Source organism: Cryobacterium sp. CAN_C2 (assembly GCF_015751745.1).
Classification (GTDB): Bacteria; Actinomycetota; Actinomycetes; order Actinomycetales; family Microbacteriaceae; genus Cryobacterium.
This window is the reverse complement of the sequence record NZ_JADOUX010000007.1, coordinates 16,012-39,664: the sequence shown is the minus strand read 5'-3', so window position 1 is coordinate 39,664 and position 23,653 is coordinate 16,012. Positions and strand designations below refer to the sequence as shown.

22 protein-coding genes are annotated in these 23,653 nt (G+C 65.4%); 12 read left to right on the top strand and 10 right to left on the bottom strand.

Annotation, left to right across the window (positions count from 1 at the left end; all coding sequences use genetic code 11):
* Positions 1–4: 4 nt before the first annotated feature.
* On the bottom strand, positions 5–493 hold the full coding sequence (locus IWX77_RS07615; protein ID WP_196843924.1) for an Lrp/AsnC family transcriptional regulator: 489 nt from the start codon (positions 491–493) through the stop codon (positions 5–7).
* A gap of 7 nt (positions 494–500) precedes the next feature.
* Positions 501–1,325, bottom strand: coding sequence for an oxygenase MpaB family protein (locus IWX77_RS07610; RefSeq protein WP_297413817.1), 825 nt, complete (start codon positions 1,323–1,325; stop codon positions 501–503).
* 192 nt (positions 1,326–1,517) lie between these two features.
* Between IWX77_RS07610 and IWX77_RS07605 the strand changes: the two genes are divergently transcribed.
* Positions 1,518–2,078, top strand: a complete 561-nt coding sequence (locus IWX77_RS07605) for a YceI family protein (protein ID WP_196843923.1) — start codon at positions 1,518–1,520, stop codon at positions 2,076–2,078.
* A 235-nt stretch (positions 2,079–2,313) separates the two neighbouring features.
* Complete coding sequence (locus tag IWX77_RS07600) at positions 2,314–3,345, top strand: NAD(P)H-dependent flavin oxidoreductase (RefSeq protein WP_327012124.1); 1,032 nt, start codon at positions 2,314–2,316, stop codon at positions 3,343–3,345.
* Between the two features lie 38 nt (positions 3,346–3,383).
* Here IWX77_RS07600 and IWX77_RS07595 read toward each other — a convergent pair whose 3' ends face one another.
* Positions 3,384–3,830, bottom strand: coding sequence for a DUF1801 domain-containing protein (locus IWX77_RS07595; RefSeq protein ID WP_196843922.1), 447 nt, complete (start codon positions 3,828–3,830; stop codon positions 3,384–3,386).
* A gap of 223 nt (positions 3,831–4,053) precedes the next feature.
* Here IWX77_RS07595 and IWX77_RS07590 point away from each other — a divergent pair, with 223 nt between their 5' ends.
* Both IWX77_RS07590 and IWX77_RS07585 read left to right on the top strand, forming a co-directional pair.
* Entirely contained in the window at positions 4,054–5,490 is a 1,437-nt protein-coding gene (locus tag IWX77_RS07590) for an amino acid ABC transporter substrate-binding protein/permease (protein WP_297413823.1), read from the top strand.
* Positions 5,487–6,215 carry an amino acid ABC transporter ATP-binding protein gene (locus IWX77_RS07585; RefSeq protein WP_196843920.1) on the top strand — a complete coding sequence of 243 codons (729 nt, stop codon included), beginning with the start codon at positions 5,487–5,489 and terminating at the stop codon, positions 6,213–6,215. The genes IWX77_RS07590 and IWX77_RS07585 overlap by 4 nt, the downstream gene beginning before the upstream one ends.
* 120 nt (positions 6,216–6,335) lie before the next feature.
* Here the strand turns inward: IWX77_RS07585 and IWX77_RS07580 are convergent, their stop codons facing one another.
* Genes IWX77_RS07580 through IWX77_RS07560 form a run of 5 tightly spaced genes read right to left on the bottom strand, consistent with a single transcriptional unit; the run spans position 6,336 to position 11,728 of the window.
* Positions 6,336–7,379: an FUSC family protein gene (locus tag IWX77_RS07580; protein WP_196843919.1), complete on the bottom strand. Its 1,044-nt coding sequence runs from the start codon at positions 7,377–7,379 to the stop codon at positions 6,336–6,338.
* 29 nt (positions 7,380–7,408) lie between these two features.
* Positions 7,409–8,551 (bottom strand): winged helix DNA-binding domain-containing protein, encoded by a 1,143-nt coding sequence (locus IWX77_RS07575; RefSeq protein ID WP_196843918.1) that lies wholly within the window; start codon positions 8,549–8,551, stop codon positions 7,409–7,411.
* 44 nt (positions 8,552–8,595) lie between these two features.
* A complete protein-coding gene (locus IWX77_RS07570; protein WP_196843917.1) occupies positions 8,596–10,200 on the bottom strand; it encodes a tripartite tricarboxylate transporter permease in 1,605 nt (534 codons plus the stop codon).
* Complete coding sequence (locus tag IWX77_RS07565) at positions 10,200–10,727, bottom strand: tripartite tricarboxylate transporter TctB family protein (RefSeq protein ID WP_196843916.1); 528 nt, start codon at positions 10,725–10,727, stop codon at positions 10,200–10,202. The genes IWX77_RS07570 and IWX77_RS07565 overlap by 1 nt, the downstream gene beginning before the upstream one ends.
* A 2-nt stretch (positions 10,728–10,729) precedes the next feature.
* Positions 10,730–11,728, bottom strand: coding sequence for a tripartite tricarboxylate transporter substrate-binding protein (locus tag IWX77_RS07560; protein WP_196844006.1), 999 nt, complete (start codon positions 11,726–11,728; stop codon positions 10,730–10,732).
* 180 nt (positions 11,729–11,908) lie between these two features.
* Between IWX77_RS07560 and IWX77_RS07555 the strand changes: the two genes are divergently transcribed.
* Both IWX77_RS07555 and IWX77_RS07550 read left to right on the top strand, forming a co-directional pair.
* The gene (locus IWX77_RS07555) at positions 11,909–13,585 is read left to right on the top strand and encodes a sensor histidine kinase (protein WP_196843915.1); all 1,677 of its coding nucleotides are present in this window, start codon (positions 11,909–11,911) and stop codon (positions 13,583–13,585) included.
* Positions 13,578–14,264, top strand: coding sequence for a response regulator (locus IWX77_RS07550; protein ID WP_196843914.1), 687 nt, complete (start codon positions 13,578–13,580; stop codon positions 14,262–14,264). Before IWX77_RS07555 ends, IWX77_RS07550 begins: the two co-directional genes overlap by 8 nt.
* On the opposite strand, the gene sepH is transcribed toward IWX77_RS07550, so the two are convergent.
* Positions 14,265–15,446, bottom strand: coding sequence for a septation protein SepH (gene sepH / locus IWX77_RS07545; RefSeq protein WP_196843913.1), 1,182 nt, complete (start codon positions 15,444–15,446; stop codon positions 14,265–14,267).
* Positions 15,447–15,645: 199 nt separating this feature from the next.
* Here sepH and IWX77_RS07540 point away from each other — a divergent pair, with 199 nt between their 5' ends.
* The gene (locus IWX77_RS07540) at positions 15,646–15,939 is read left to right on the top strand and encodes a DUF4193 domain-containing protein (protein WP_196843912.1); all 294 of its coding nucleotides are present in this window, start codon (positions 15,646–15,648) and stop codon (positions 15,937–15,939) included.
* 25 nt (positions 15,940–15,964) lie between these two features.
* On the opposite strand, the gene IWX77_RS07535 is transcribed toward IWX77_RS07540, so the two are convergent.
* On the bottom strand, positions 15,965–16,417 hold the full coding sequence (locus tag IWX77_RS07535) for a DUF3093 domain-containing protein (protein ID WP_196843911.1): 453 nt from the start codon (positions 16,415–16,417) through the stop codon (positions 15,965–15,967).
* Between the two features lie 38 nt (positions 16,418–16,455).
* On the opposite strand from IWX77_RS07535, the gene dut reads away from it, so the two are divergent.
* The 5 genes from dut to dxs all read left to right on the top strand — a co-directional run bounded on the left by dut (position 16,456) and on the right by dxs (position 23,598).
* Positions 16,456–16,965 carry a dUTP diphosphatase gene (gene dut / locus IWX77_RS07530; RefSeq protein ID WP_196843910.1) on the top strand — a complete coding sequence of 170 codons (510 nt, stop codon included), beginning with the start codon at positions 16,456–16,458 and terminating at the stop codon, positions 16,963–16,965.
* 35 nt (positions 16,966–17,000) lie between these two features.
* The gene (locus IWX77_RS07525; RefSeq protein ID WP_196844005.1) at positions 17,001–17,591 is read left to right on the top strand and encodes a DUF3710 domain-containing protein; all 591 of its coding nucleotides are present in this window, start codon (positions 17,001–17,003) and stop codon (positions 17,589–17,591) included.
* Positions 17,592–17,739: 148 nt separating this feature from the next.
* Positions 17,740–18,468 (top strand): DUF3159 domain-containing protein, encoded by a 729-nt coding sequence (locus IWX77_RS07520; protein WP_196843909.1) that lies wholly within the window; start codon positions 17,740–17,742, stop codon positions 18,466–18,468.
* Positions 18,469–18,685: 217 nt separating this feature from the next.
* Positions 18,686–21,532: an aconitate hydratase gene (locus IWX77_RS07515; protein WP_196843908.1), complete on the top strand. Its 2,847-nt coding sequence runs from the start codon at positions 18,686–18,688 to the stop codon at positions 21,530–21,532.
* 116 nt (positions 21,533–21,648) lie between these two features.
* A complete protein-coding gene (gene dxs, locus IWX77_RS07510; RefSeq protein WP_196843907.1) occupies positions 21,649–23,598 on the top strand; it encodes a 1-deoxy-D-xylulose-5-phosphate synthase in 1,950 nt (649 codons plus the stop codon).
* Positions 23,599–23,653 lie beyond the last annotated feature (55 nt).

Here is a 23,653-nt window from a genome sequence, read left to right as displayed (position 1 = left end):
TGAATCAGTACCAGGCGTCCGGAGTGGCACCCGGTGCGTGCCCGATGATCTCGTCGAGGATGAGGTGCGATCGCGTGGAGATCACCCCAGGCATGGTGTGGATATCGCGCAGAATGGCCTGGCTGAGCTGCTCGTGGTCGGGAGCGCTCACCGTGAGAATAATGTCGATGTCGCCGCTCACGGCCTGGGCCTTCTCCACGAAGGGCAGTTGAGCCAGCTGCGCGGCGATCTCACCCCAGGCCACGTCGCTGATCTTCACGACGACGAGTGCCGATACGTTGAGTCCGAGCGCCTTCCGGTCGGTCTGTGCGCCGAACCCGGTGATGACGCCGTGGCGGATCAATTTCTGCACCCGGGTGTGTGCGGCGGTGCGTGAGATGTGCACCTGCAGGGCCAGCTGGCGCATCGACAGTCGGGCGTCGCGGCTGAGCCCGGCGATGATCTGGCGATCAGTGCTGTCGAGTCCGGGGTGGGGAGTCTGCGGCTGCGTCATTGGTCTCTCACACTACCGGCGCCGGCGCGGAAGCGTGCAGCACGCGCAGGTAATGATTCTTCGGCCAGTGTCGCAGTGCTCGCGGCAGGCGCGGATAAGTCAGCCGGATGCCGCCGAGTACCAAATCAAAGCGCCGCTGGTGCCGCGCCGACCAGGGTAAATCGAACAGCACCCGAACATGCGAGGGCAGCAGGCCGGCGGTCATCAGGCGGGCCAGGGGCAGGGCGGCGCGATACCAGAGCGGCGCGGTGCGCGAGTGCAACAGGTCGTGCGCGACGGCGCGAGTGGCGTCATCCGTTGTGAGGAGCGTCAGCTGCTCGTTCCAATAGCGGCGGAACGCGGCGCGATCGGCCGGCCAGAGATCCGGCGGTACCTGCAGGGACGTGCCCAGACGGGAGTACTCGCGGTAAACGTCATCGGCCGTTTCGTCGTCGAGGGGGCCGTAGAGCAGGCCGTGCAGGTACGTGGCCGATTCGTATAAGGTCGCGGCGACCCACAGCTGCAGTTCGGGGGTGAACGCGTTGTACTCGGGGGTCGTGCCGGTGGAATGCACGGGACCGTGCGCCTGGTTGACTCGTTGGGCGACCGTCGCGGCCAGGTGGGCGTCGCCGAAGACGATCGCGTAGACATAGCTGAGGGTGCCGTTCAGTCGGTCGAGGGGTCGCAGCGCGAAATGGCTGTGGTCGGCGACGCCGTGTCCGATGGCCGGATTGGCCAGCTGCAGCAGGATGGCGCGGCCTCCGGCTGCGATGAGGATCCCCTCGCCGGCGACCCCCTGCATGCTCGGTGCGGACGTGCTCGGTGTGCGTGCGCTCGAACGTCGTGCACTCACAGCTACCTCCGAATAAACACGCAGAACCTCGCAATACCCGATCCTATTCGGTCGGCCTGAGTTTGGGCCGGTGTCTGAATGCGCGAATAGGGGAGATGAACAGTTGTCTTTTGCGGAATAACACCGCCTTCTATGCACTTGCATGTATCTGAGGGCGACAATTCCTGGGCCCACACACTTGAGGAGAACTTTATGAGCGAGACCACCGCAACGAGCATCCCGGGCTACAAGGCCGGAACCTGGACCATCGACAAGACCCACAGTTCAGTGGGCTTCAGCATTCGCCACATCGTCATCAGCAAGGTCAAGGGCACCTTCGATGACTTCGACGCCACCTTCGTGACCGGCGAGAACCCGCTTGAGACAAGCGTCACCGCCTCCGCCAAGGTCGTCTCGATCAACACCAATGAGCTCAGCCGCGACGGTCACCTGCGCACCGGCGACTTCTTCGACGCCGAGACCTACCCGACCATCGACTTCGCGTCGACGGGTGTGCGCGAAGTCAAGGGCGAGTACCTCGTCGACGGCAATATAACCATCAAGGGCGTCACCAAGCCGGCCACCTTCGAGCTCGAGTTCGGCGGCTTTGGCGGAGACCCCTCCGGCAACTACAAGTTCGGTGCCACGGCCAAGACCGAGGTTACCCGCGAAGACTTCGGCCTCACCTACAACGCCGCCCTCGAAACCGGTGGCATGCTGCTCGGCGACAAGGTCACGATCACGCTCGAACTGCAGGCCGCGCTCAACGCGTAACCAGTAGCTTTTCGACGGGGCCCCACTGCGGTGGGGTCCTGTCTCGTTTGAAGGGCGTGTCGGGGGATTGGCGATCAAGTGGACGGATGGCCTTTGCGGGGCCTCACGGTGCGCACTTGTAGTTTTTGTTGTGGTTGAGTAGAACGGTGGTGGCGTTGCTGGCGGGCGCATACGCAGAATGTAGATCGTCGTTCCAGTCGATAGGACGGCGCGGCAACCAATCGAGGAGATCCCCGTGTTCACCCTGAACGAGCTTGAGATTCCGATCATTGCGGCACCAATGGCCGGCGGCGCGTCAACTCCGAACCTCGCGGTCACCGTGAGCGACGCGGGAGGTCTCGGCTTTCTGGCCGGCGGTTACAAGACTCCCCAGGCCCTGATTGAGCAGATCGCCGATGTGCAGCAGCGCACCGAGCGGGCGTTCGGCGTCAATCTGTTCATTCCGCAGCCGGCCCTGACCGACCCGGCCGCCGTCGAGGCCTACCGCTATGCGCTGGAACGAGAATATGGAGCTTCGCTCGGGGAGATCGCGGACGAGGATGACGACTGGTTCGTGGAGAAGACGGCCATCGTCATTGCGCATCGGGTGCCCGTAGTGTCGTTCACGTTCGGCCTGCCACCGTTAGACGTTGCGCAGCGGATGCACGCGGCCGGGTCGTTCCTGATCGCCACGGTCACCTCGATTGCAGAAGCCCAGCAAGCGGTCGATCGTGGCGTCGACGCACTCTGCGTGCAGGGGCCGGAGGCCGGCGGGCACCGGGCAACCTTCACGACGCACGGAGAGCCGGGCACGCTGGCATTGGGGGCACTGTTGATCGCGATTCGCGAGGTGGTGACGCTGCCGCTCATCGCGGCGGGCGGCATCCACTCGGGCGGGCAGATCGCCTCGCTCCTCGCTGCAGGCGCCGAGGCGGTGCAGCTCGGCACGGCCTTTTTGCGCACCGTGGAGTCGGGCGCGAACTCGGCCCACCAGGAGGCACTCGTTGACCCGCGCTTCGCCGAAACCGTCATTACCCGGGCCTTCTCTGGCCGCCCGGCGCGCGGCCTTCGCAATGCCTTTATCACCGCCCACGATACGAGAGTCCCCCACGAGTATCCGCAGGTGCATCACCTCACCAAGGGGCTTCGAGCGGATGCCGCCCGTCGCGGCGACCCCGACGGGCTCGCCCTCTGGGCCGGCACCGGGTTTCGCGCGGCGCGAACCGGTCCGGCCGCGGCGGTTCTCAACGGACTCTGGACCGATGCGCACGCTGCGGTCGTCTCCTAGCGGCGTCGTCTCGTAACAGCACCCTCACGTGGCGGCGCCTATTCGGTCGGCCGGTCACCCTGTGATTCCGCTGCACGGTGCCCAAATGCCTCGCCGGTGGTCACCGTGCGATACGACATGGCGATCATGCTTTCGAGCAGTGCCAGGTCGATTGTGGTGAGGTCCTTGAGATAGAGGCAGGCGACGCCGGTCGTGTGCGGCCCGAGGCGTTCGAGCTGGGACGCATAGGCACCGACTCCATCGGGAAAATACACCGTCAGTGCGGCCTTGCGCGGTGAGAATCCAGCGGCCCCCGCATCTCCTTCTCGACCACTCGCATACGTGTAGTGGTACTGTCCGAATCCGATGATTGAGGACCCCCACATGCGTGGCTCCTCGCCCGTGACCCGGGCCATGATCTGCAGCAAGGTGAGGGCATCGCGCCTCCGGGTCGGGTTCGCGACCGCTTCGATGCACGCGTGCACGTCGGTGGCGCTGGTTTCCATAAGGTCTCTTCCCTGTGGCTGGCGTGGTCGCATTTGCGGCGTGCACCCCAAGGTAGGCTCTTTCGGCGGGGTGTGCATCATCCGCTACCCGGTAGATCAGCGTCGATCGGCGCGACACAACCCTCTGGCTGACAGACCGAGCAGGTCGCACGACACGAATCGCACGATAAGAAATGGTTTCATTTTGCTAAAACTCAATATTTTCCGAGCGGGAAAGCTCACAGTGGCCGTTACGGCGCTGCTGGCCCTCGGCGGCGGATTCGTGGGCGTCAGCGCCGCAGCCGCGAGCCAATCCCAGACCAACCCGGTGTCCGCGGTCGCTGGTGAGACGTACGTCATCGGAACCGACACGACCTTTGCACCGTTTGAGTACCGCGAAGACGGTGAACTCACCGGCATCGACATGGACTTGATTCGCGACATCGCCGCGAGCCAGGGCTTCACCGTGGAGATCAAGTCGCTCGGCTTCGACGCGGCGCTGCAGGCGTTGCAGTCCAACCAGGTCGACGGGGTCATCGCCGGCATGTCGATCACCGACGAGCGCAAGCTGGTTTTCGACTTCTCCGACCCGTACTTCGACTCCGGCGTGCAGATGGCCGTCGCCGACAGCAACACCCAGATCACCGGCTACGCCGATCTGGCCGGCGAAACCGTTGTCGCCAAGCGTGGCAGTGAGGGCGAAACCTTCGCCAACTCGATCAAGGACGAGTACGACTTCACCGTCAAGGCCCTCGCCGACTCGGCCACGATGTACGACGACGTCAAGGCCGGCAACTCCGTCGCGGTGTTCGATGACTACCCGGTGCTTGCCTACGGCATCAACCAGAACAATGGGCTCAAGTCGGTCACCGAGAAGGAACGGGGCAGCTCCTACGGCTTCGCCGTCAACAAGGGCCAGAACCCCGAACTCGTCGCCGCCTTCAACACCGGCCTGGCCGAGCTGAAAAGCAGCGGCAAATACCAAACGATTCTCGATAAGTATCTCGAGCAGCCGGCGCCCGCCGCGGCATCCGGTTTCTTCGGTCTGCTGACCGACAGCCTGCCGGCCCTGATGAAGGGCCTCGGGCTGACGTTGCTCGCGACCGGCCTGTCAATTCTGATCGCCCTCGTGCTCGGCGTGCTGTTCGGGTTCTTCAAGGTGTCCGAAAGCCGCGTGCTGCGCGGGTTGGCGAGTATCTACGTCAGCATCTTCCGCGGCACCCCGCTGCTGGTGCAGGCGTTCTTCTTCTACTTCGGCCTGCCGCAACTCACCGGGCAGTCCATCGACGTGCTCACCGCCGGTGTGCTCACCCTGAGCCTCAACGCCGGCGCCTACATGACCGAGATCGTGCGCGGCGGAATCCAGTCGGTAGACCCCGGGCAGACCGAGGCCGGGCGCAGCCTCGGACTCGGCTACGTCACGACCATGCGCCGCGTCGTGCTGCCGCAGGCCGTGAAGATCATGACGCCGTCGTTCATCAACCAGTTCGTGATGACGCTCAAGGACACCTCGCTCCTGGCCGTGATCGGCTTCGCCGAGCTCACCTATCAGGGCCAGCAGATTTACGCCGCGAACTTTCGCACCGGTGAAACCCTGCTGATCGTCGCGGCGCTGTACTTCATCGTCATCAATCTGCTCACCATGCTCTCCAACAAGCTCGACAAGAGGTTCAACAAATGAGCAAGATCAGCGTCTCCGGACTGCGCAAGTCGTTCGGCGCCAACGAGGTGCTCAAGGGCCTTGACGTCGAGATCACCGAGGGCGAGGTTGTCTGTGTCATCGGCCCGTCCGGTTCGGGCAAGTCAACCTTTCTGCGCTGCCTGAACAAGCTCGACGAGCTCAGCGCCGGCACGGTCATCGTCGACGGATTCGACCTCAGCGACAAGACGGTCAACCTCAACGAGGTGCGCCAGCACATCGGCATGGTGTTTCAGCACTTCAACCTGTTTCCGCACATGACGGTGCTGCAGAACATCATGCTGGCCCCGCTCGAGCTGAAAAAAGAATCCGCAGCCAATGCCCGCGCCACCGCCCTGAAACTGCTCGACCGGGTGGGCCTCGCCGACAAAGCGAACGCCCGCCCCGCCCAGCTCTCCGGCGGCCAGAAGCAGCGCGTCGCCATCGCCCGTTCCCTCGCCGTGAATCCCGACATCATGCTCTTCGACGAGGCCACGAGTGCGCTCGACCCGGAGATGGTCGGCGAAGTGCTGCAGGTCATCCGTGACCTCGCCGCCGAGGGGATGACCATGGTTGTCGTCACCCACGAGATGGGTTTCGCACGTGAGGTCGCCGACCGGGTCATCTTCATGGCCGACGGCGTCATCGTCGAAGAGGGCACCCCGGCCGAACTGTTCGGCAACCCGCAACAGGAACGCACCCAGGACTTCCTGTCGAAGGTGCTCTAAACCGTTTCACTTCAAGAACGGATGCACCGCGCGAGTCCAGCGCGGTGCATCCGTTCTTCTGTACCTTCAGATTCTCTGTGCCCTTCAGATTCTCTGTGCCCTTCAGATTTTCACTGCCGCTCAGGCGCGGTCGCCGACGATCTCCTCGCGCACCCGGCGCAGGTCTTCCATGAGCGAGCCGATCAGAATCCAGTGGTCCGGGTGCGGTGTCACGATGCGCAGCGGCGCGGTCAGGGCGAGCACGTCGGGTGCCGGCTGCTCCGGAACGACCGTGAGGTCACCCTCCGCGCGGGCGAGCAATTTGAGGTCGTGGGCCGCGCGAGCCAGCTCCCGGGAGAACGCCTGAACGCTCGGCTCGAGCTGTAGGGACTCGTCGTAGTGATCGTGCAGGGCCCGGGTCATGCCGATGGCGCGGGTCACGAGCGTCGGTAGCCGCTCGATCATCTCCTGATCGGCGTCGAGCGCCACACGGAGCCTGGCCTTGCGCGGGTTGAGCATGAGGCTCTCCTCCGCCTGCGCGATGGCCTTCTCGGCCGACGCGAGCATGGGGCGCAGCAGTCGCGCCTTGATCATCAATTCCATCAGGTCGATCGGGGTCTGCGGTGTGCGCAGCGCCTGGGCGATGCGGTCAAAGGTGTCGGCCAACTCGCGTGCCAGGAGACCGACGGCGTCGCGCGCGGGCGCAATCAGCACCGGGGGAACGATGAGCGCATTGATGACCAGAGCGATCCCCGCCCCGATGAACGTCTCAAAGATGCGATCGAGGGCGTACCCGGGCGTCGTCGCGCCGAGGGCGAGTACGAGCATAGCGCTGATCGGAATCTGGCTGGCCGAGACCGTTGACAGGCGGAGCGCCCACGCGACGAGGATGCTCACCACGATCGTACCGAGCACGACCCAGCTGGACTGGCCGAGGAAGAAGCCGATCGTCGAAGCGATGACGACACCGCCGATGACGCCCGCGGTGCGTTCGATCGCGCGGCCCAGGGTCTGATTGACGCTCGGCTGCACCACGAGCAGGGCCGCGATCGCGGCAAAAATGGGCAGGTCGTTGGGCAGCAGCAGCTGGGAGGCGACCCAAGCCAGGCCGACGGCGACGGCCATTTTCACAACCTGCAGCACCGGGAGCCGTTTGGAGATGCGCAGGGCCGAGGTAAGTTTCACTGGTCAAGGCTAACCCGTGGAAGGCTCCGTCAAACGGATGCCGGCGCCGACTGATATGGCACGCCGAGAAACCGGGCGTAGTCCTTGAGAGCGCGGCCGAAGCCCCGCTGCGTTCGCTCGGCCCGAGTCCGGGCGGCCGCCGTGGTCGGTTCGTCGAACAGCGAGGCCACGGCGGTGAGCCCCGACACCGCAATCTTCTTGCGCCAGGTTCCGACGATGCGGCCGTTCATGACAACGAGGGGAAGAAAGATTCCGTTCAGCCCGGGCACGACCCGGATGAGCTCCTCGGCAGCGATCACGCACGTGCGGTCGCGGTAGCCGAGCAGATACTCATCGAACCCGGGCAGCGCGAGCACTGGCGTGTGCTCGCGAGCACCCGCATCCGTCCTCGCTGCATCCGCTGCATCAGCGGCAAGAAAGTGGGGGACACCGTCGACCAGAACCTCGGTGAGCCTCGTTCTCGCTACGGCCAGACCGGTTTTAGCGTCGGCGACGGTGAGCTGGGACCACCAGGCGAAGTCGACCAGTGTCGCTGGCCCGTGGCCGACGAAATAGCGGTACACGAACTCGCCGAGGGCCTCGTCGCGCTCGAGCCGCCGCGGGTTCGGCACCCATTCGTCGAGCAGCACGAGCCCCTGCTGGGCGCCCACCTGTCGGCCCCAGCACAGGGTTCCGGTGAGGGCGAGGTGGGCGATCATGTGGTAGCCGCGCTGGCCCTCGGTCGACAGCCCCACAGCCTGGAGGATGGCCATGAATTCGGCGCGGCTGAGCTGTTTCTGACCGGTCAGCGCTGCGATCGCGGCCTCGCGTGCCCGTTCCAGCACAGCCGGGTCGAGGCCGAGCCGCTCGTTGATCGTGCGTGTTTTCGCAAGCAGCCGCGGTGTCGTGAGGCCCTGCATCCAGCTCAGTTCCCGGGCCGGAACAAAATGCAGCGTGCCACGCATCGGCCACGATCGCACGATTTTGCCAGCCGCAACGAGGGCCTGCACCTCGGCAAGTGTCGTGCCGGGGGAGCGCACGCCGAGCGCCCACTGACCCGCCGGGTAGTCCTGGGCCTGCACCGCGAGCATCCGCTCGGCGACGGCCGCCGCACCGGGTAGCGGAACCCCGGCCAGCCCCTGCGCCCGCAGGCGCAGGCGAACGACGTCGGCGCGGGAGACGACAGCTGGCATGACACCAGTATGCCGACTCCCGCGCTGTCTGAAGACGGCCTGCGCTACTTTCCGCGGCGACCTTGGCGCACCGCCTGAATCACCCGGGCGCTTCCGTCCGAGGTCTGGGTTCCGAAGGCGTCGAACTGGTCGGTGGACGGCCCGCTCGTGGGCGGCGCACCACGACCGAACCGTCGACGCAGCGCCTTGATGACCGGCGGAACGACCAGGAACAGCACGATCACGGTGTACACGACAACCGCGAGCGGTTCACTCAGCAACGCCGCCGGGTCGCCCGCACTGATCTGCAGGGAGCGGCGCAGCTGGCGTTCCATCTCCGGGCCGAGAATGGCCCCGACGATGATCGGCAGCACCGGAAACCCGAAGCGTCGGGCCATGTAGCCGAGCGCGCCCAGAATCAGCAGGATCACAATGTTGAAGGTCTGCATGCCCGCCGCGTAGGCGCCGAGGGTCGCGAAGAACAGAATGCCCGCATAGAGATACGGCCGGGGAATCCGCAGCAGCTTCGCCCAGAGCGGTGCGAGCGGCAGGTTGAGCGCGAGCAGTAGCGTATTGCCGATGAACAGGCTCGCAATGAGCGTCCAGACCAGAACAGGCTCGGTCTGGAACAGAAGCGGTCCGGGGTGGATGCCGTACTGGTTGAACGCGGCGATCATCACGGCGGCGGTCGCTGTGGTCGGCAGGCCGAGGGTCAACAACGGCACAAGGGTTCCGGCAGCGGAGGCGTTGTTGGCTGCTTCCGGGCCGGCGACGCCCTCGATGGCGCCATGGCCGAACTGTTCCGAATTCTTGGACAGCTTCTTCTCAGCCACATAGGACAAGAAAGTAGGAATCTCCGCGCCGCCGGCCGGGATGGCACCAAACGGAAAGCCGATGACGGTGCCGCGCAGCCACGGCTTCCAGGAGCGCTTCCAATCGTCCTTGCCCATCCACGGCACCCCGACCGGGATCGTCGCGGGCGTGCCATGACGCAGGTGCGCGGCGATCCACAGGGCCTCACCGACCGCGAACAGGGCGACGGCGATGACGACGACGTCAATGCCGCCGGAGAGCAGCGGCTGCCCAAAGGTCAGCCGCGGCTGGCCGGTCGTGCCGTCGAGGCCGACGAGTCCGATGGTGAGGCCGATGAACAGGGATGCGAGTCCGCGAATGCGGCTTGCACCGAGCACGGTGCTCACCGCGACGAAAGCGAAGACCATCATCGCGAAGTACGAGGGGGCCCCGAGACCGATCGCGATCGCCACGACGAACGGGGCAACGAAGACCAGGGCGCCGGTGGCGAGCGTGCCGGCCACGAACGAGCCAATCGCGGCGGTCGCGAGTGCCTGAGCGCCGCGGCCGGCCTTGGCCATCTTGTTGCCCTCGAGCGCCGTCACGACCGAGGAGGATTCGCCGGGCGTATTGAGCAGAATTGAGGTCGTCGACCCGCCGTACATGCCGCCGTAGTAGATGCCGGCGAACATGATGAGCGACCCGGTCACGTCGAGCGCGTAGGTCAGTGGCAGCAGCAGGGCCACGGTCATGGCCGGGCCGATGCCGGGCAGCACGCCGACCGCGGTGCCGAGCAGCACGCCGATGAGGGCGAACAGGAGGTTCTGCAGGGTCAGCGCGTTGCTGAACCCCTCCATCAGCAGGGTGACGTTGTCCATCAGAGAATTCCCGTCAGGAGGCCGGCCGGCAGGTTGATGCCGAGGCCCAACACGAAGCCATAGAAGGTGCCGACGGCGAGAAGAATACCGATCACGAGCGCCCAGACCAAGCGCCTCGAGCCGAGTAGCAGGGCGGATCCGAAGAACAGCAGCGCGCTGCCGATGACAAAGCCGAGAAAGTCCATCGAGAGGGCGAAGACGAGGATCAGGCCGCCGAGGCCGAAAACGGTCGGCCAGTGGGCCTTCTGGGAGAGGTCGATGTCCTCGCCGTCTTCGGCGTCGGCGTGGCCGCCCCGCAGCACAGAGATCGCCAGGGCGATCGCACACAGGCCGAGGCCGATCGCAATGATCGTGGGAACGACCTGCGGTCCCATCACGCCGGCGTTGATGGCGGTATGACGGATGTTCGCGGTATCGACCGCGATCACAATCGCGATCACGGCGAGCAGGGCGGCGACGCCGAGCTCGGAGCGACCCTGCAGGCGGGCGCGCAGCCCCGAAGTCGGAACTGTGCTGGGGGCGGTCATGATTAGACCAGGCCCAGGGTCTTCAGTACGTCGGCCACACGGGTGTCCTGCTCGGTGAGGAAGGTGCTGAAGTCGTTGCCGGTGATGAAGGCGTCGGTCCAACTGTTGTCCTCGAGAACCTGCTTCCACTCGGGGCTGTCGTGCATGGCCGTGACGGCGTCGACGAGGCGGGCGATTTCGGCATCGGTCAGGCCCGGTGCGGCCAGGAGCCCTCGCCAGTTGGTGAAGACGAGGTCGATGCCCTCTTCGGTCAGGGTGGGGGCGTCGATGACGGGAACGCGCTCCTCGCTCGTGACGGCGAGCACGCGCAGGTCTCCCGACTTGATCTGTTCGAGGAACTCGCCGTAGCCGGAGGCACCGAACTGCAACTTGCCGCCGAGAATAGCCGGCAGTAATTCACCGCCGCCGTCATAGGCGACGTAGTTGACAGTCGTGGGGTCAATGCCGACGGCATCGGCGAGCTGCATCGGCAGCAGGTGGTCCGGGCCGCCCGGCGAGGAGCCGCCGCCGACGGCGAAGGTGGCCGGGTCAGCCTTCCACGCCTCGACGAGATCATCGATGGTTTCGTAGGGGGAGTCGGCCGCGACGAAGATGGCCCCGGCTTCTTCGATGAGTCCGGCGATCGGGGTCGCGTCGGCGACCTTGGCATCACCCTCGTTGGTGTACGCGGCCCCGACGACGCCGAGCCCCATCATGAGCAGAAAGTTGGCGTTGCCGGTTTCGGTCAGGGTACGGGCCAGGCCCACGGTTCCACCGGCGCCGGCCAGATTGGTGACCTCGGTGCCGGTGGCCAGGTCCAGATCGTCCATGACCTTGACCGCCGCGCGCCCGGTAACGTCGTAGCCGCTGCCCGGAGCGTTGGGAATCATGACCTGCAGTTTTTGGATCGGACCACTGTCGGTAGCCTCGGTGTTCTTGGCGCTGGTGACTCCGCAGGCGCTGAGCGCGAGTGCGACGGCGCCGGCGAGAACGACGGTGCCCATGTTGCGGCGCGGGCGCATGGTGCGTGCTGTGATTGGCATGCTTGAATCCTCTTCGATTTCTGGCGAGCCTCTTTGCTGGCCGGGATCAGCCTGCGTGCTGGGCCGGCCTGAGACAACTTGTGACGTTAGTGAACGTTTTGTAGCTTGTGGTTGCCCGCATCAATTTCGGTTTACCTCCACGATGAGGGATTATCTCTTATGGCTAAAGACGACCGAGGGGTTTTGATCCCGCGCCCACGCGGGTCGGTCATCCGTTCGAGCCGTCTGAGCCTGACCCGCCAACTGCTGCTGTTTCAACTCAGCCTGATCGCCCTCGTGCTCCTCGCCGTCACGGCCATTTCACTGGAGCAGACCCGCAGCAGCTTTGAAAGCGGCGCCCAGCGACGCATGCTGACGGTCGCCGAGTACACCGCCGCCAACCCGCTCGTGCGCAGTCTGCTCGACAGCACGGCGGTATCCCAGCAATTCTCCGTTCCGGTCGAGACCCTCCGCACGACAACCGGGGTCGACCAACTGATCGTGACGGATGCTGCCGGCCGTATCATCGCTTCACCCGCCGATCCGCGGCTGCTCGCGACCGGCCTGGCCATCGATCCCACTCCTGACGGGTCCGACGCCGCGTGGGCCGGCGTCGCCCCGCTCGGTACCAGGGACTACGTGGTCGCGCAGGTGCCGGTGCTCTCGAACTCCGGGGAGGTCGTGGGTTCGGTTGTGGCCGCCCGCCAGTTTCCGGCCGTGGCCGAACTGCTCGCGAGCGCGGCGCCGAACCTGCTCACCTATGTCGGGGTGGCCGGGGTGCTCGGCGTGGCCGGGTCGCTGCTGTTGGCGGCGCGGGTGAAACGGCAGACGCTCGGCCTGGAGCCGGAACAGATCGGCCGGCTGGTCGAGCATCGGGATGCCATGATCCACGGAATCCGGGAGGGCGTGATCGCCGTCGACGCCGATGGTCTCATCACGCTCGCCAATGACAGCGCCCGCAGCCTGCTCGGTCTGCCCGCTGACGCGGAGGGCCGGGCGATCGATACGGTGGGTCTCGATGACGAGGCGGTGCGGGCGCTGCGCCAACAGGACGTTGGCGAGATCGATACGGTGTTTGTGAACCGGGGGGTGCTGCTCGTGCTCAACCAGACGCTCATTCACCCGCCCAGGTCGCGGCCCGAGGTTGTGACGACCCTGCGCGACCGCACCGAACTGGTCACGCTCCAGCGTGACCTCGGCAGCAGCCGGCAGGCCACCGATACCCTGCGTGCCCAGACCCACGAGTTCGCGAACCGGCTGCACACCATTTCGATGCTCATGCAGCTCGGCGACACCGACGCGGCGGTGGAATACGTCGACGCCGTCACGCGTGACCGCACCGAGCTCGACAACTCGGTTCTGACCCGCCTGCAGGAGCCGGCGGTGGCCGCGCTCGTGATAGCAAAGACCTCGCTCGCCCGCGAACGTGGTGCGACGCTCGTGCTCTCGGCCGAATCGGCCCTGGCTCGGGTCGATGCCGACCTCTCAACCGACCTCGTGACGGTGATCGGAAACCTGGTCGACAATGCCCTCGACGCCGTTACCGGAGCCGGGGAACGCGGCGTTCGCCTCGATGTGCAGCCTCTCCAGGGTGCCATGCGCGTGACGGTGAGTGATTCCGGGCCGGGCATCGATACCGCGCTCATCGGCCGGGTGTTCGAGGTCGGTGTGACGAGTAAGTCGGCGCTGACCGGGGAGGACGCCCACGGCTACGGACTCGCGATCGTGCGCCTCGTCGCGACGCGTCGCGGGGGATCGGTGAGCTACCGGGCCGAGAACGGTGCAGTGTTCGAGGCGGTGCTCCCGATCGACGCGGCCCGGTCAGCCGAGGAGAAGGAGGAGCAGATCCATGTGTAACGTACTCGTCGTGGATGACGATTTCATGGTGGCCCGCGCCCACGAGCGCATTGTGGCGCAGCAATCAGGCTTCACCGCGGTCGGTGTCGCGGCGACCGGTTCCGACGCGCTCGCCCAGATTACCGGCAAAGCCCCGCACCTCGTGCTTCTCGACATGTATTTGCCCGATATGACCGGCCTCGACGTCATCCGCCGGGCGCGGGAGGCCGGGCTCGGTGTGGACTTTCTCGTGCTCAGCGCCGCACGGGAAGCCGAGATGGTCACCGCGGCTCTGCAGGGCGGCATCGTGAGCTATCTGCTCAAACCGTTCAAAATCACCGAGCTGCAGGTTCGGCTGGTTGGGTACGCCGAACGGCGTCGACTGCTGGGCCGCAGTGGTGACCTCAGCCAGAGTGATCTTGACCAGGCGCTGGGACGAGCATCCGCTCTACCGGCCACGGAAACGGTCTCCACCCTGCCGAAGGGCCTGAGCAAGGAAACGGCGGCGCTGGCCGCTACCGCCCTGGCCAGCCGCGAACTCGACCTGGCCGCGTCGGAGTGTGCCGAACTGCTCGGCCTGTCACGGGTGGTGGCCCGCAAATACCTCGAGTACTTCGTCGATTCCGGTCAGGCCACCGTCAGCCTGCGCTACGGCCAGACCGGCCGCCCCCAGCGTCGTTACTCGTGGCTGGCCGGTTAGTCAGCCGAGGTCGTCGTCGGTCCGTGCACCGAACACGATTTCGTCCCAGCTCGGCATAGAGGCACGGCCGCGTTTGGGCGTCGTACGTGCGTGGTTGGTACGACCGTGGTTGGTGCGTTCCTGCGCCCGGGCGGCCTGATTGGCCCAGGCGTTGCCGGTCGGCTCGGGAGTGGTGGCCGGCGCCGCACTGGAGTCGTCGGTGACGGCGGCGTCGGTCGGTGTCGCCCGACGTGGTTGGAGCGTTGCCGCTTGCGCTGAATGGTGCGTGGGAGTCTGCGTGGGGTGCTGTGCTGACGCGGATGCCGTCGGCTTGGCCGCCATCGCATCCCCGCTTGACGTCGCCTCGCGTTCACCGCGTCGACGACGCAAGGATTCCAGAAGGTCGGCGGTCTCGCTCATGTTCGAGGTCGGCTCAGCGGCGCGCTTGATCGCCGCCTTCGACACCGCATCGTCCCGGCCCAGCGAGCGGGAGTAGGGAACGGCCTCAAGGTTCGGGCTGGTGTCGTTCAGAATTTCATCGGCGAGCGATTCCTTGAAGTTGAAGGCGTTGCTGTCGAAACGCGACACGTCGGCAGCACTCGTCTCGGCGCCCACCGCGCGCAGCCGCGGAATGAGCGAGCCCTTGAGCTCGCCCTGCTGCGACAGCGCGACCGCCTCGCTGCCGACCGGCGACAGGGAATTCTTTTTCGGTTCGAAACCCCAGCGGGCATCGTGGTCGATTTCGTCGGCGGTGAACGACAACTTGACGATCCAGCCGCCGTCGGGCTCTTTCCAACTTGCCCAGCGTTCACCGGTCGCGCCGATTGAGGCGAGACGTTCCCGAATGACGCTGCCAAAGTTGACGTTTTCGTCGATCGGGTCGGGATCGATGGCAGTGTGCACGGGAACACTCAACGCCGACGAGACGATGTATTCTCGCTCGGCCACGACCGGGCCCTCGAAGCGGCGCACGTAGTCGAGCGACGCCCCGGTGACCGCGGCGACGTCCTCAGCCGACATCCCGGAGCGAATGTGCGCCTGAACTTCCCGCGGAGACACCTTGGGAGCGTTGACGCGTTCCGTCTGGGTTTGACGAAGCCGGGACTGAAGAACCTCGTCGATGGCGATGCGATATCGATCGCCATCCTCGGACGCTGCGAGCAACGCACCGTTCTCAACCCCAATAACCTTCAATTCCTGCATGAAGACAAGCCCTCTCGCGATTACCGTTGGATGCAAGACTGCCACGGGTTGGTGCCTTTTGCGGGAATACGCCGGGCGTGCCGCAAGTTGTTTCTTCGTGTCCGAATAGAAAAGTTGGCGGACGGTTTGCAATTCCGTCTGGATTGTTGGAAACTGTGGCCGCCGATTTCGTTTATCGGCGTAACTGAAATGGATGGGCATGGCAACCGATTACGACGCACCCCGAAAGACTGAAGACGACTCTGAGTCGATCGAGGCCCTCAAGGAACGTGTGCCAGACAAGATGTCCGGCAGCGTTGATGTCGACGACTCCGACAATCCCGGTGGGTTCGACCTTCCGGGCGCCGACCTGTCCGACCTGGACCTCGATGTCGTCGTTCTACCCGCGCAGGCCGACGAGTTCACCTGCGTGAATTGCTTCCTCGTCAAGCACCGCTCGCAGATGGGCCACGGAACCAAGCTCGGCACCATCTGCCTGGAGTGCGACTCCTAGCTCGACTGCACCAGCACGATCTGCTTCACCCCACGTTGGCCGTTCGCGATTCATTGATCGCGGCGGCCAACTCTGTTGGGTGTCGGCTGGAGATGACCCAATACGGTGCGGGGTCGGTCGCATCCACGATCGGCACACGCACGATCGGGTCGATCCAGCCGCGAATGAGCAGCCATGCTCGGGCATCCAATCGAGGTCCGCGCTCCTGGGTGGCTTCGGACTTCTCGTAGACCGTCGCTTCGCCCAGCAGACGGGTGGAGATCGAGGCCGGCCCGGCGATCAATTCGCCGTTCTGCACGCGCACGACCGGCGCGGCCAGCACGAGCAGCACCACACAGCCGCCGTACAGAACGGCGGCCGTGACGATGCCGGCAATCAGGGAGATCGGCACGAGCACGAGAATGCTCGCTGGTATCACCAGGGCGGTGACGATGAAGGCCCAGGCGTTGGGCCACAGTTTTTCGCGGTAATCAGGCATGGCTCTATTCGATCAGATATCTGCACTACCCTCGACACGTGGCAGAAAGCGTCGAAGTACTGATCCAGGCATCCATCCTCCCGAACTACGCACATCCCGGTGATGCCGGGGCCGACCTGCACGCGGCCGAGGCTCTCGTGCTCGCCCCGGGAACCCGTGCACTTGTTGGTACCGGCGTGTCGATCGCCCTTCCCGACGGTTTTGCGGCGTTCGTCGTTCCCCGCAGCGGCCTGGCCATCACGCACGGCATCACCATCGTGAACGCCCCCGGAACAGTGGATGCCGGCTACCGTGGTGAAATCAAGGTCGCCCTGCTGAACACGGACCGTAACGAACCGTTCACCATTGCGATCGGCGATCGCATCGCCCAACTCATCGTGATGCCCGTCGCCCGCGCCGCCTTCATTGCCGTCGACAAGCTGCCGGGCAGCCAGCGCGGTGAGGGCGGTTTCGGCTCGACCGGCATTCTGCCGGGTGCCGCAAGGAGCGCCCACGACAACGCACCAGTGATGGGCGCAGCCGCCCCGCAGACAGGAGATAACCGGTGAGTGACATCACGAACCCGGGGGAGTTCCCCGAAACCATGCCGAAATCGGCACCAGAGGACCGCGAGACCGAGGGCCCGTTTGATGAGTCAGAGGCCAACCCGGTGCGCCCATACGTCGACCTCGGCGGAATCAAGATTCTCCCGCGTGAGGGCCTGCACCTGCGCCTCGAAATTGAAGAGGGCAGCAAACGTGTTGTCGCCATTGGCCTCGACTTCGCCGGTTCCACCCTGCAGGTACAGCCGTTCGCCGCGCCGCGCTCGAGCGGCCTGTGGCACGAGATCCGCGACCAGATCGCCGATCAGATCGGCAAGCAGGGCGGCACGACGACCCCCCGCGAAGGCCCGTTCGGCCCCGAGCTGGTCGCCGAGATCCCCGTCGCGGCCGGTCAGGAAGCGGGCGGCGTTTCCCGCCTCGCGCGCTTCATCGGCGTCGACGGCCCGCGTTGGTTCCTGCGCGGCGTTATCGCCGGTGAGGGAGCGATCGACCCCGCCGCAGCAGCGCAGATCGAAGACCTGTTCCGCAGCATCGTTGTCGTGCGCGGCTCCACCCCGATGCCGCCGCGCGACCTGATTCCGTTGCGCATGCCGGCCACGCCGGCCGGCGCGACTGAAACCACCGCCGGCTAACCAGACCATGAGTGACACCCCCACAGATCAGCCAGATCAGCCAGATCAGCCAGGTCAGCCAGGTCAGCCAGGTCAGCCAGGTCATCCAGGTCAGCCAAAGCAGCCAAAGCAGCCCGAGTTACCCGCCGAGCCCAACGCTCCGGCTGCCGTGCCACCGAAGGCCTCTGAGCTTTTCGCCGAGTCGATGGCCGGCGCGGCGCGGCGCGCCGGGTTCGGCGCGGCGACCGAGGGGGAGCCGATCAGCGGCCGGGCCCTGCTGGAAGCGATGGGCGGAATTCGCGGTCTGATGGAAGCGGTGCTGCCCGGCCTGGTCTTTCTGATCACCTACTCGCTCACGATCGACCCATCGACCGACGTGACGAGCGACCCGATCGGCACGCTGCTGCCGTCGCTCGTGGCGCCGCTCGTGATCGGCGTGGTCTTCGTGGCGCTGCGCGCGATCACCAAACAGACTACGACCCCGGCCCTCGGCGGTCTGGTCGGAACTGCCATCAGCGTCGCCCTGGCGCTGTTCTCCGGCAAACCGTCCGATTTCTTTTTGGTCGGCCTGTGGACCAACGCCGGCTACGGCGCCGCGCTGCTCATCTCGGTGCTCGTGCGCTGGCCCCTCATCGGCGTGGCCGTCGGTTTTTTGATGGGCGACGGTGTCGCCTGGCGCCTCGACGCGTCCAAGCGCCGCGTGCTGACCATTCTCACCCTGTGCTGGACCGGCCTCTTTCTCGGACGCCTCGCCGTGCAGCTGCCGCTCTACCTCGCCGACAACGTCGAACTGCTCGCCTCCATGAAGCTTCTCATGGGTATCCCGCTCTACGCGCCGCTGCTCGTGATCTCCTGGCTCATGGTGCGTTCGGTCTATCGCAGATCGGATGCCGCCTGAGCGGTTGAGCCAGGTCTATGGAAAGCCTGCGCCCTGCTAGAGTTATCTTGACGTCAAGATAGTTACTCGGTGCTGACTCGCCGGCGTGACTCGATGGAAAAAGGCAGCCCCCGGCATCCGCTGGTTAGGTTCGCCTTGCTGGCACGAGGCTGTGGCAGCGCACAAGAATTATGGATTGCCGCCGGTATCCCGTCGGCTCCACAACGGAGAGGGCATTGTGTCGGATTCAACAAATACCGCGGTAAATAGCTTCGGAGCCAAAGACACCCTGCGCGTCGGTTCGACGGACTATGAGGTCTTTCGTCTGGACGCGGTCGACGGTTATGAATTATTGCCGTACAGCCTGAAGGTGCTGCTGGAAAACCTCCTCCGCACCGAGGACGGCGCCAACATCACCGCCGAGCACATCCGTGCCCTCGGCGCGTGGGTCCCCACCGCGGAGCCCGACACCGAGATCCAATACACGCCGGCTCGCGTCGTCATGCAGGACTTCACCGGCGTTCCCTGCATCGTCGACCTCGCCACCATGCGCGAAGCCCTCGTCGAGCTCGGCGGCGACGCCAAGAAGATCAACCCGCTCGCCCCGACCGAAATGGTCATCGACCACTCCGTCGTCGCGGACCTGTTCGGCACGACCGACTCGTTCGAGCGCAACGTGGAGATCGAGTATGAGCGCAACGGAGAGCGTTACCAGTTCCTCCGCTGGGGCCAGACCGCGTTCGACGACTTCAAGGTCGTCCCGCCGGGAACCGGCATCGTGCACCAGGTCAACATCGAATACCTCGCCCGCGTCACCATGACCCGCGAGGTAAACGGCGTGCTGCAGGCCTACCCCGACACCTGCGTCGGCACCGACTCGCACACGACCATGGTCAACGGCCTCGGCGTGCTCGGCTGGGGCGTCGGCGGAATCGAAGCCGAGGCAGCGATGCTCGGCCAGTCGGTTTCCATGCTCATACCCAAGGTTGTCGGTTTCAAGCTCTCCGGCATCATTCCGGCCGGCGTCACCGCAACGGATGTCGTGCTCACCATCACGCAGATGCTCCGCAAGCACGGCGTCGTCGGCAAGTTCGTCGAGTTCTACGGGTCGGGCGTTGCCTCCGTACCGCTCGCCAACCGCGCCACCATCGGCAACATGAGCCCCGAGTTCGGCTCGACGGCCGCCATGTTCCCGATCGACGATGTCACCCTTGGCTACCTGCGCCTGACCGGCCGCAGTGACGAGCAGGTTGCTCTCGTCGAGGCGTACTCGAAGCTGCAGGGTCTCTGGCACAACCCCGATCAGGAGCCGATCTTCAGCGAGTACCTCGAGCTCGACCTCTCCACGGTCGTTCCCTCGATCGCCGGACCGAAGCGTCCGCAGGACCGCATCATCCTCTCCGAGTCGAAGTCGCAGTTCGAGCGAGACCTGGACAACTACGCCAACGCGCCCGTCTCCCTCGTCGACGCGGCACTAGAGGGTACGTTCCCGGCCTCCGACCCGCTCGGCCTCACGTCACAGGACGAAGAGACCGCGCACAACCACGCGTTCGAAAGCGGCCTGGCCCGTCACACCAGCCACCCCACCAAATCGCACCCGCAACCGACCGACGTCATGCTCGCCGACGGCCGTGAGTTCACGATCGACAACGGTTCCGTTGCGATCGCCGCGATCACCTCCTGCACCAACACGTCGAACCCGAGCGTAATGCTCGCGGCCGGCCTGTTGGCCCGCAACGCGAGCCTCAAGGGACTCAAGAGCAAGCCGTGGGTCAAGACCACGCTCGCACCGGGCTCCAAGGTCGTCACCGAGTACTACGCGAAGGCCGGCCTGAACGGCTACCTCGAAGACCTCGGCTTCTACCTCGTCGGCTACGGCTGTACCACCTGCATCGGCAACTCGGGCCCGCTCGAAGACGAAATCTCCGCCGCCGTGCAGGAGAACGACCTCGCCGTCACCGCCGTGCTCTCCGGTAACCGCAACTTCGAGGGACGCATCAACCCCGACGTGAAGATGAACTACCTCGCGAGCCCGCCGCTCGTCATCGCCTACGCCCTCGCCGGTACGATGAACTTTGACTTCGACACCGACTCTCTCGGCAAGGACACCGGTGGCAACGACGTGTTCCTGAAGGACATCTGGCCCGACGCCGACGAGGTGCAGAAGACCATCGACGAGTCCATCGACTCGAACATGTTCGAGACGCAGTACGCCGGCGTCTTCGAGGGTGATGAGCGCTGGCAGTCGCTCGAGACGCCCGTGGGCGACACATTCGCCTGGGACGCCGAGTCAACTTACGTGCGGAAGCCGCCGTACTTCGACGGCATGAGCCTGGAAACCAGCCCGGTCGTTGATATCTCTGGTGCTCGCGTTCTCGCCAAGCTCGGCGACTCCGTCACCACCGACCACATCAGCCCCGCCGGTTCGATCAAGGCCGACGGCCCCGCCGGCCGGTACCTGGCGGAGCACGGCATTGAACGTGGCGACTACAACTCCTACGGCTCGCGTCGGGGCAACCACGAGGTCATGATTCGCGGAACGTTCGCGAACATCCGCCTGCGCAACCAGCTCCTCGACAATGTCGAGGGTGGTTTCACCCGCGACTTCAGCGTCGCCGGAGGGCCAAAGGCCGACATCTACGATGCCAGCCAGAACTACCAGGCCGCCGGAACCCCCCTCGTCATCTTCGGTGGCAAGGAGTACGGTTCGGGTTCCAGCCGTGACTGGGCAGCCAAGGGTACGAGCCTGCTCGGCATCAAGGCCGTCATCGTGGAGAGCTTCGAACGCATCCACCGCTCGAACCTCATCGGCATGGGAGTTGTGCCCCTGCAGTTCCCGGTGGGCCAGAGCGCCGACTCGCTCGGTCTCGATGGCACGGAGATCGTCTCGATCTCCGGCATCACCGAGCTGAACAACGGCAAGACCCCGAAGTCCGTGCACGTCACCTGCGCCCCGAGTGAATTCTCGGCCGCCGGCAAGGCACCGGTCGAGTTCGACGCCATCGTGCGCATCGACACCCCGGGCGAAGCCGAGTATTACCGCAACGGCGGTATCCTGCAATACGTGCTGCGCTCGCTCGTCTGAGCCAGCGCCTCGCTCCACCAGTACGACACCGGCGCGTAGACTCGATTCATTCGGGACTACGCGCCGGTGTGCTTGCGGAACAGTCTTGATGAACAGCTACGTGAAAGGTGTGACGGATGATCCTTCTAGAGACGATTCACGGTCCCCGGGACCTCGATGGTCTCTCGAAAGAACAGCTGCCCCAGCTGGCCGCCGAGATCCGTTCCTTTCTCGTGCGGGAGGTTTCCAAGACCGGTGGGCACCTCGGGCCGAACCTCGGCGTCGTCGAACTGACCATTGCCATCCACCGGGTCTTTCACTCTCCGACCGACGCGATCGTCTTCGACACCGGCCACCAGTCCTACGTGCACAAGCTGCTGACCGGACGCCAGGATTTCAGCAAGCTCCGACAGTTCGACGGGCTCGCCGGCTACCCACAGCGCTCCGAGTCCGAGCACGACATCGTCGAGAGTTCGCACGCCTCCAGCTCACTGTCGTGGGCCGATGGCATCTCGCGAGCCTACGAGATGACGGGCCAGAACGACCGGCACGTTGTCGCCGTCGTCGGCGACGGAGCACTCACCGGCGGAATGACCTGGGAAGCGCTCAACAACATCAGCGATGACAATACGCGCAAGCTCATCATCGTGGTCAACGACAACGGTCGGTCCTATGCGCCGACCATCGGCGGCATGGCGCGCTTTCTCAATACCATCCGTACCCGGGCCAGCTACCGGGATGCCTACCTCACGAGCAAGGACGTTTTCGATCGCCTCGGTGCGCCCGGTCGGGCCGTCTGGCGTGGTGTGCGTGGTGGCATGCACGGCTTCCTCGCCCGGGTCACCAACAATGAGGCCCTGTACTCCAACCTCGACATCAAATACATCGGCCCCATCGACGGGCACGACGTGCACGCGATGGAAGAGGCCCTCTCCCAGGCCAAGGGCTACGGCGCGCCGGTCATCGTGCATGCCATCACCCAAAAGGGCAAGGGTTACGACCCCGCCGTGCAAGACGTCGCCGACCAGTTCCACGCGGTCGGACAGATCGACCCGGAAACCGGCGAATCCGTCGAGGAGCCGGGCGCGGCATCCTGGACCTCGGTCTTTGCCGACGAACTGTTGCGGCTGGCGATCGAGAATGAGCGCATCGTGGCCATCACCGCTGCCATGCTCCGCCCGACCGGGCTGCACAAGATGGCCGAACGTTTCCCCTCCCGCGTGCACGACGTGGGAATCGCAGAACAGCACGCGGTGACCAGCGCGGCCGGCCTCGCCTTCGGCGGTCTGCACCCCGTCGTCGCGCTCTATGCGACGTTCATCAACCGGGCCTTCGACCAGGTGCTTATGGACGTCGCCCTGCACCGGGCCGGCGTCACCTTCGTGCTGGACCGCGCCGGGGTCACCGGACCTGACGGCCCCAGCCACCACGGCATGTGGGACCTCGCCATTTTGCAGGTCGTGCCCAACATTCGTCTGGCCGCGCCGCGCGACTCCGTGCGCCTGCGCGAAGAACTGGCCGAGGCCGTCGTCACTGACGACGGGCCAACCGTGCTGCGCTTCCCCAAGGGCAGCGTCGGGCTCGAGTTCGAGGCCATTCGTCGCCTCGAGGACGGCGTCGACGTTCTTCAGGAAGCGACTCAGCAAGACGTACTCATCGTCACCGTCGGCCCAATGGCGGCGATGGGCCTTGACGTGGCCGACCGGCTGGCGGCGCAGGGCATCGGGGCGACGGTCGTCGACCCGCGCTGGGTCGTACCGGTCCCGCGCAGCATCGTCGCCCTCGCGGCCGCGCACCGCATCGTCGTCACGATCGAGGACGGTATCCGGGTGGGTGGAATCGGCACCCGCATCCGCCAAGACCTGCGCGAAGCCGGCGTCGATACGGCAGTGACCGAACTCGGCCTGCCCGACCAGTTCCTCGGCCACGGCACCCGCGCCCAGATTCTTGAGCGGGTCGGACTGACCCCGCAGGCGATAGCCCGCGACGTGGTCGCCATGGTGCTCGGCAGCAAGATTCCGAACGCCCGGCCGCTGCCCTCCAACCACACCGACACCGGTGCTATCCGGGTAAGCCGCCGCGACTAACCCGCCTCCCGGGCCCGGAAAGCGGGCCCATGATAGATCATGGGCCCGCTTTCAT

Excerpts from the sequence above, each read along its gene's own strand:
- IWX77_RS07615 (WP_196843924.1), bottom strand. The coding sequence starts at position 493 with ATGACGCAGCCGCAGACTCCCCACCCCGGACTCGACAGCACTGATCGC.
- IWX77_RS07605 (WP_196843923.1), top strand. The coding sequence starts at position 1,518 with ATGAGCGAGACCACCGCAACGAGCATCCCGGGCTACAAGGCCGGAACC.
- IWX77_RS07595 (WP_196843922.1), bottom strand. The coding sequence starts at position 3,830 with ATGGAAACCAGCGCCACCGACGTGCACGCGTGCATCGAAGCGGTCGCG.
- IWX77_RS07585 (WP_196843920.1), top strand. The coding sequence starts at position 5,487 with ATGAGCAAGATCAGCGTCTCCGGACTGCGCAAGTCGTTCGGCGCCAAC.
- IWX77_RS07575 (WP_196843918.1), bottom strand. The coding sequence starts at position 8,551 with ATGCCAGCTGTCGTCTCCCGCGCCGACGTCGTTCGCCTGCGCCTGCGG.
- IWX77_RS07570 (WP_196843917.1), bottom strand. The coding sequence starts at position 10,200 with ATGGACAACGTCACCCTGCTGATGGAGGGGTTCAGCAACGCGCTGACC.
- IWX77_RS07565 (WP_196843916.1), bottom strand. The coding sequence starts at position 10,727 with ATGACCGCCCCCAGCACAGTTCCGACTTCGGGGCTGCGCGCCCGCCTG.
- IWX77_RS07560 (WP_196844006.1), bottom strand. The coding sequence starts at position 11,728 with ATGCGCCCGCGCCGCAACATGGGCACCGTCGTTCTCGCCGGCGCCGTC.
- IWX77_RS07555 (WP_196843915.1), top strand. The coding sequence starts at position 11,909 with ATGGCTAAAGACGACCGAGGGGTTTTGATCCCGCGCCCACGCGGGTCG.
- IWX77_RS07550 (WP_196843914.1), top strand. The coding sequence starts at position 13,578 with ATGTGTAACGTACTCGTCGTGGATGACGATTTCATGGTGGCCCGCGCC.
- sepH (WP_196843913.1), bottom strand. The coding sequence starts at position 15,446 with ATGCAGGAATTGAAGGTTATTGGGGTTGAGAACGGTGCGTTGCTCGCA.
- IWX77_RS07540 (WP_196843912.1), top strand. The coding sequence starts at position 15,646 with ATGGCAACCGATTACGACGCACCCCGAAAGACTGAAGACGACTCTGAG.
- IWX77_RS07535 (WP_196843911.1), bottom strand. The coding sequence starts at position 16,417 with ATGCCTGATTACCGCGAAAAACTGTGGCCCAACGCCTGGGCCTTCATC.
- IWX77_RS07525 (WP_196844005.1), top strand. The coding sequence starts at position 17,001 with ATGCCGAAATCGGCACCAGAGGACCGCGAGACCGAGGGCCCGTTTGAT.
- dxs (WP_196843907.1), top strand. The coding sequence starts at position 21,649 with ATGATCCTTCTAGAGACGATTCACGGTCCCCGGGACCTCGATGGTCTC.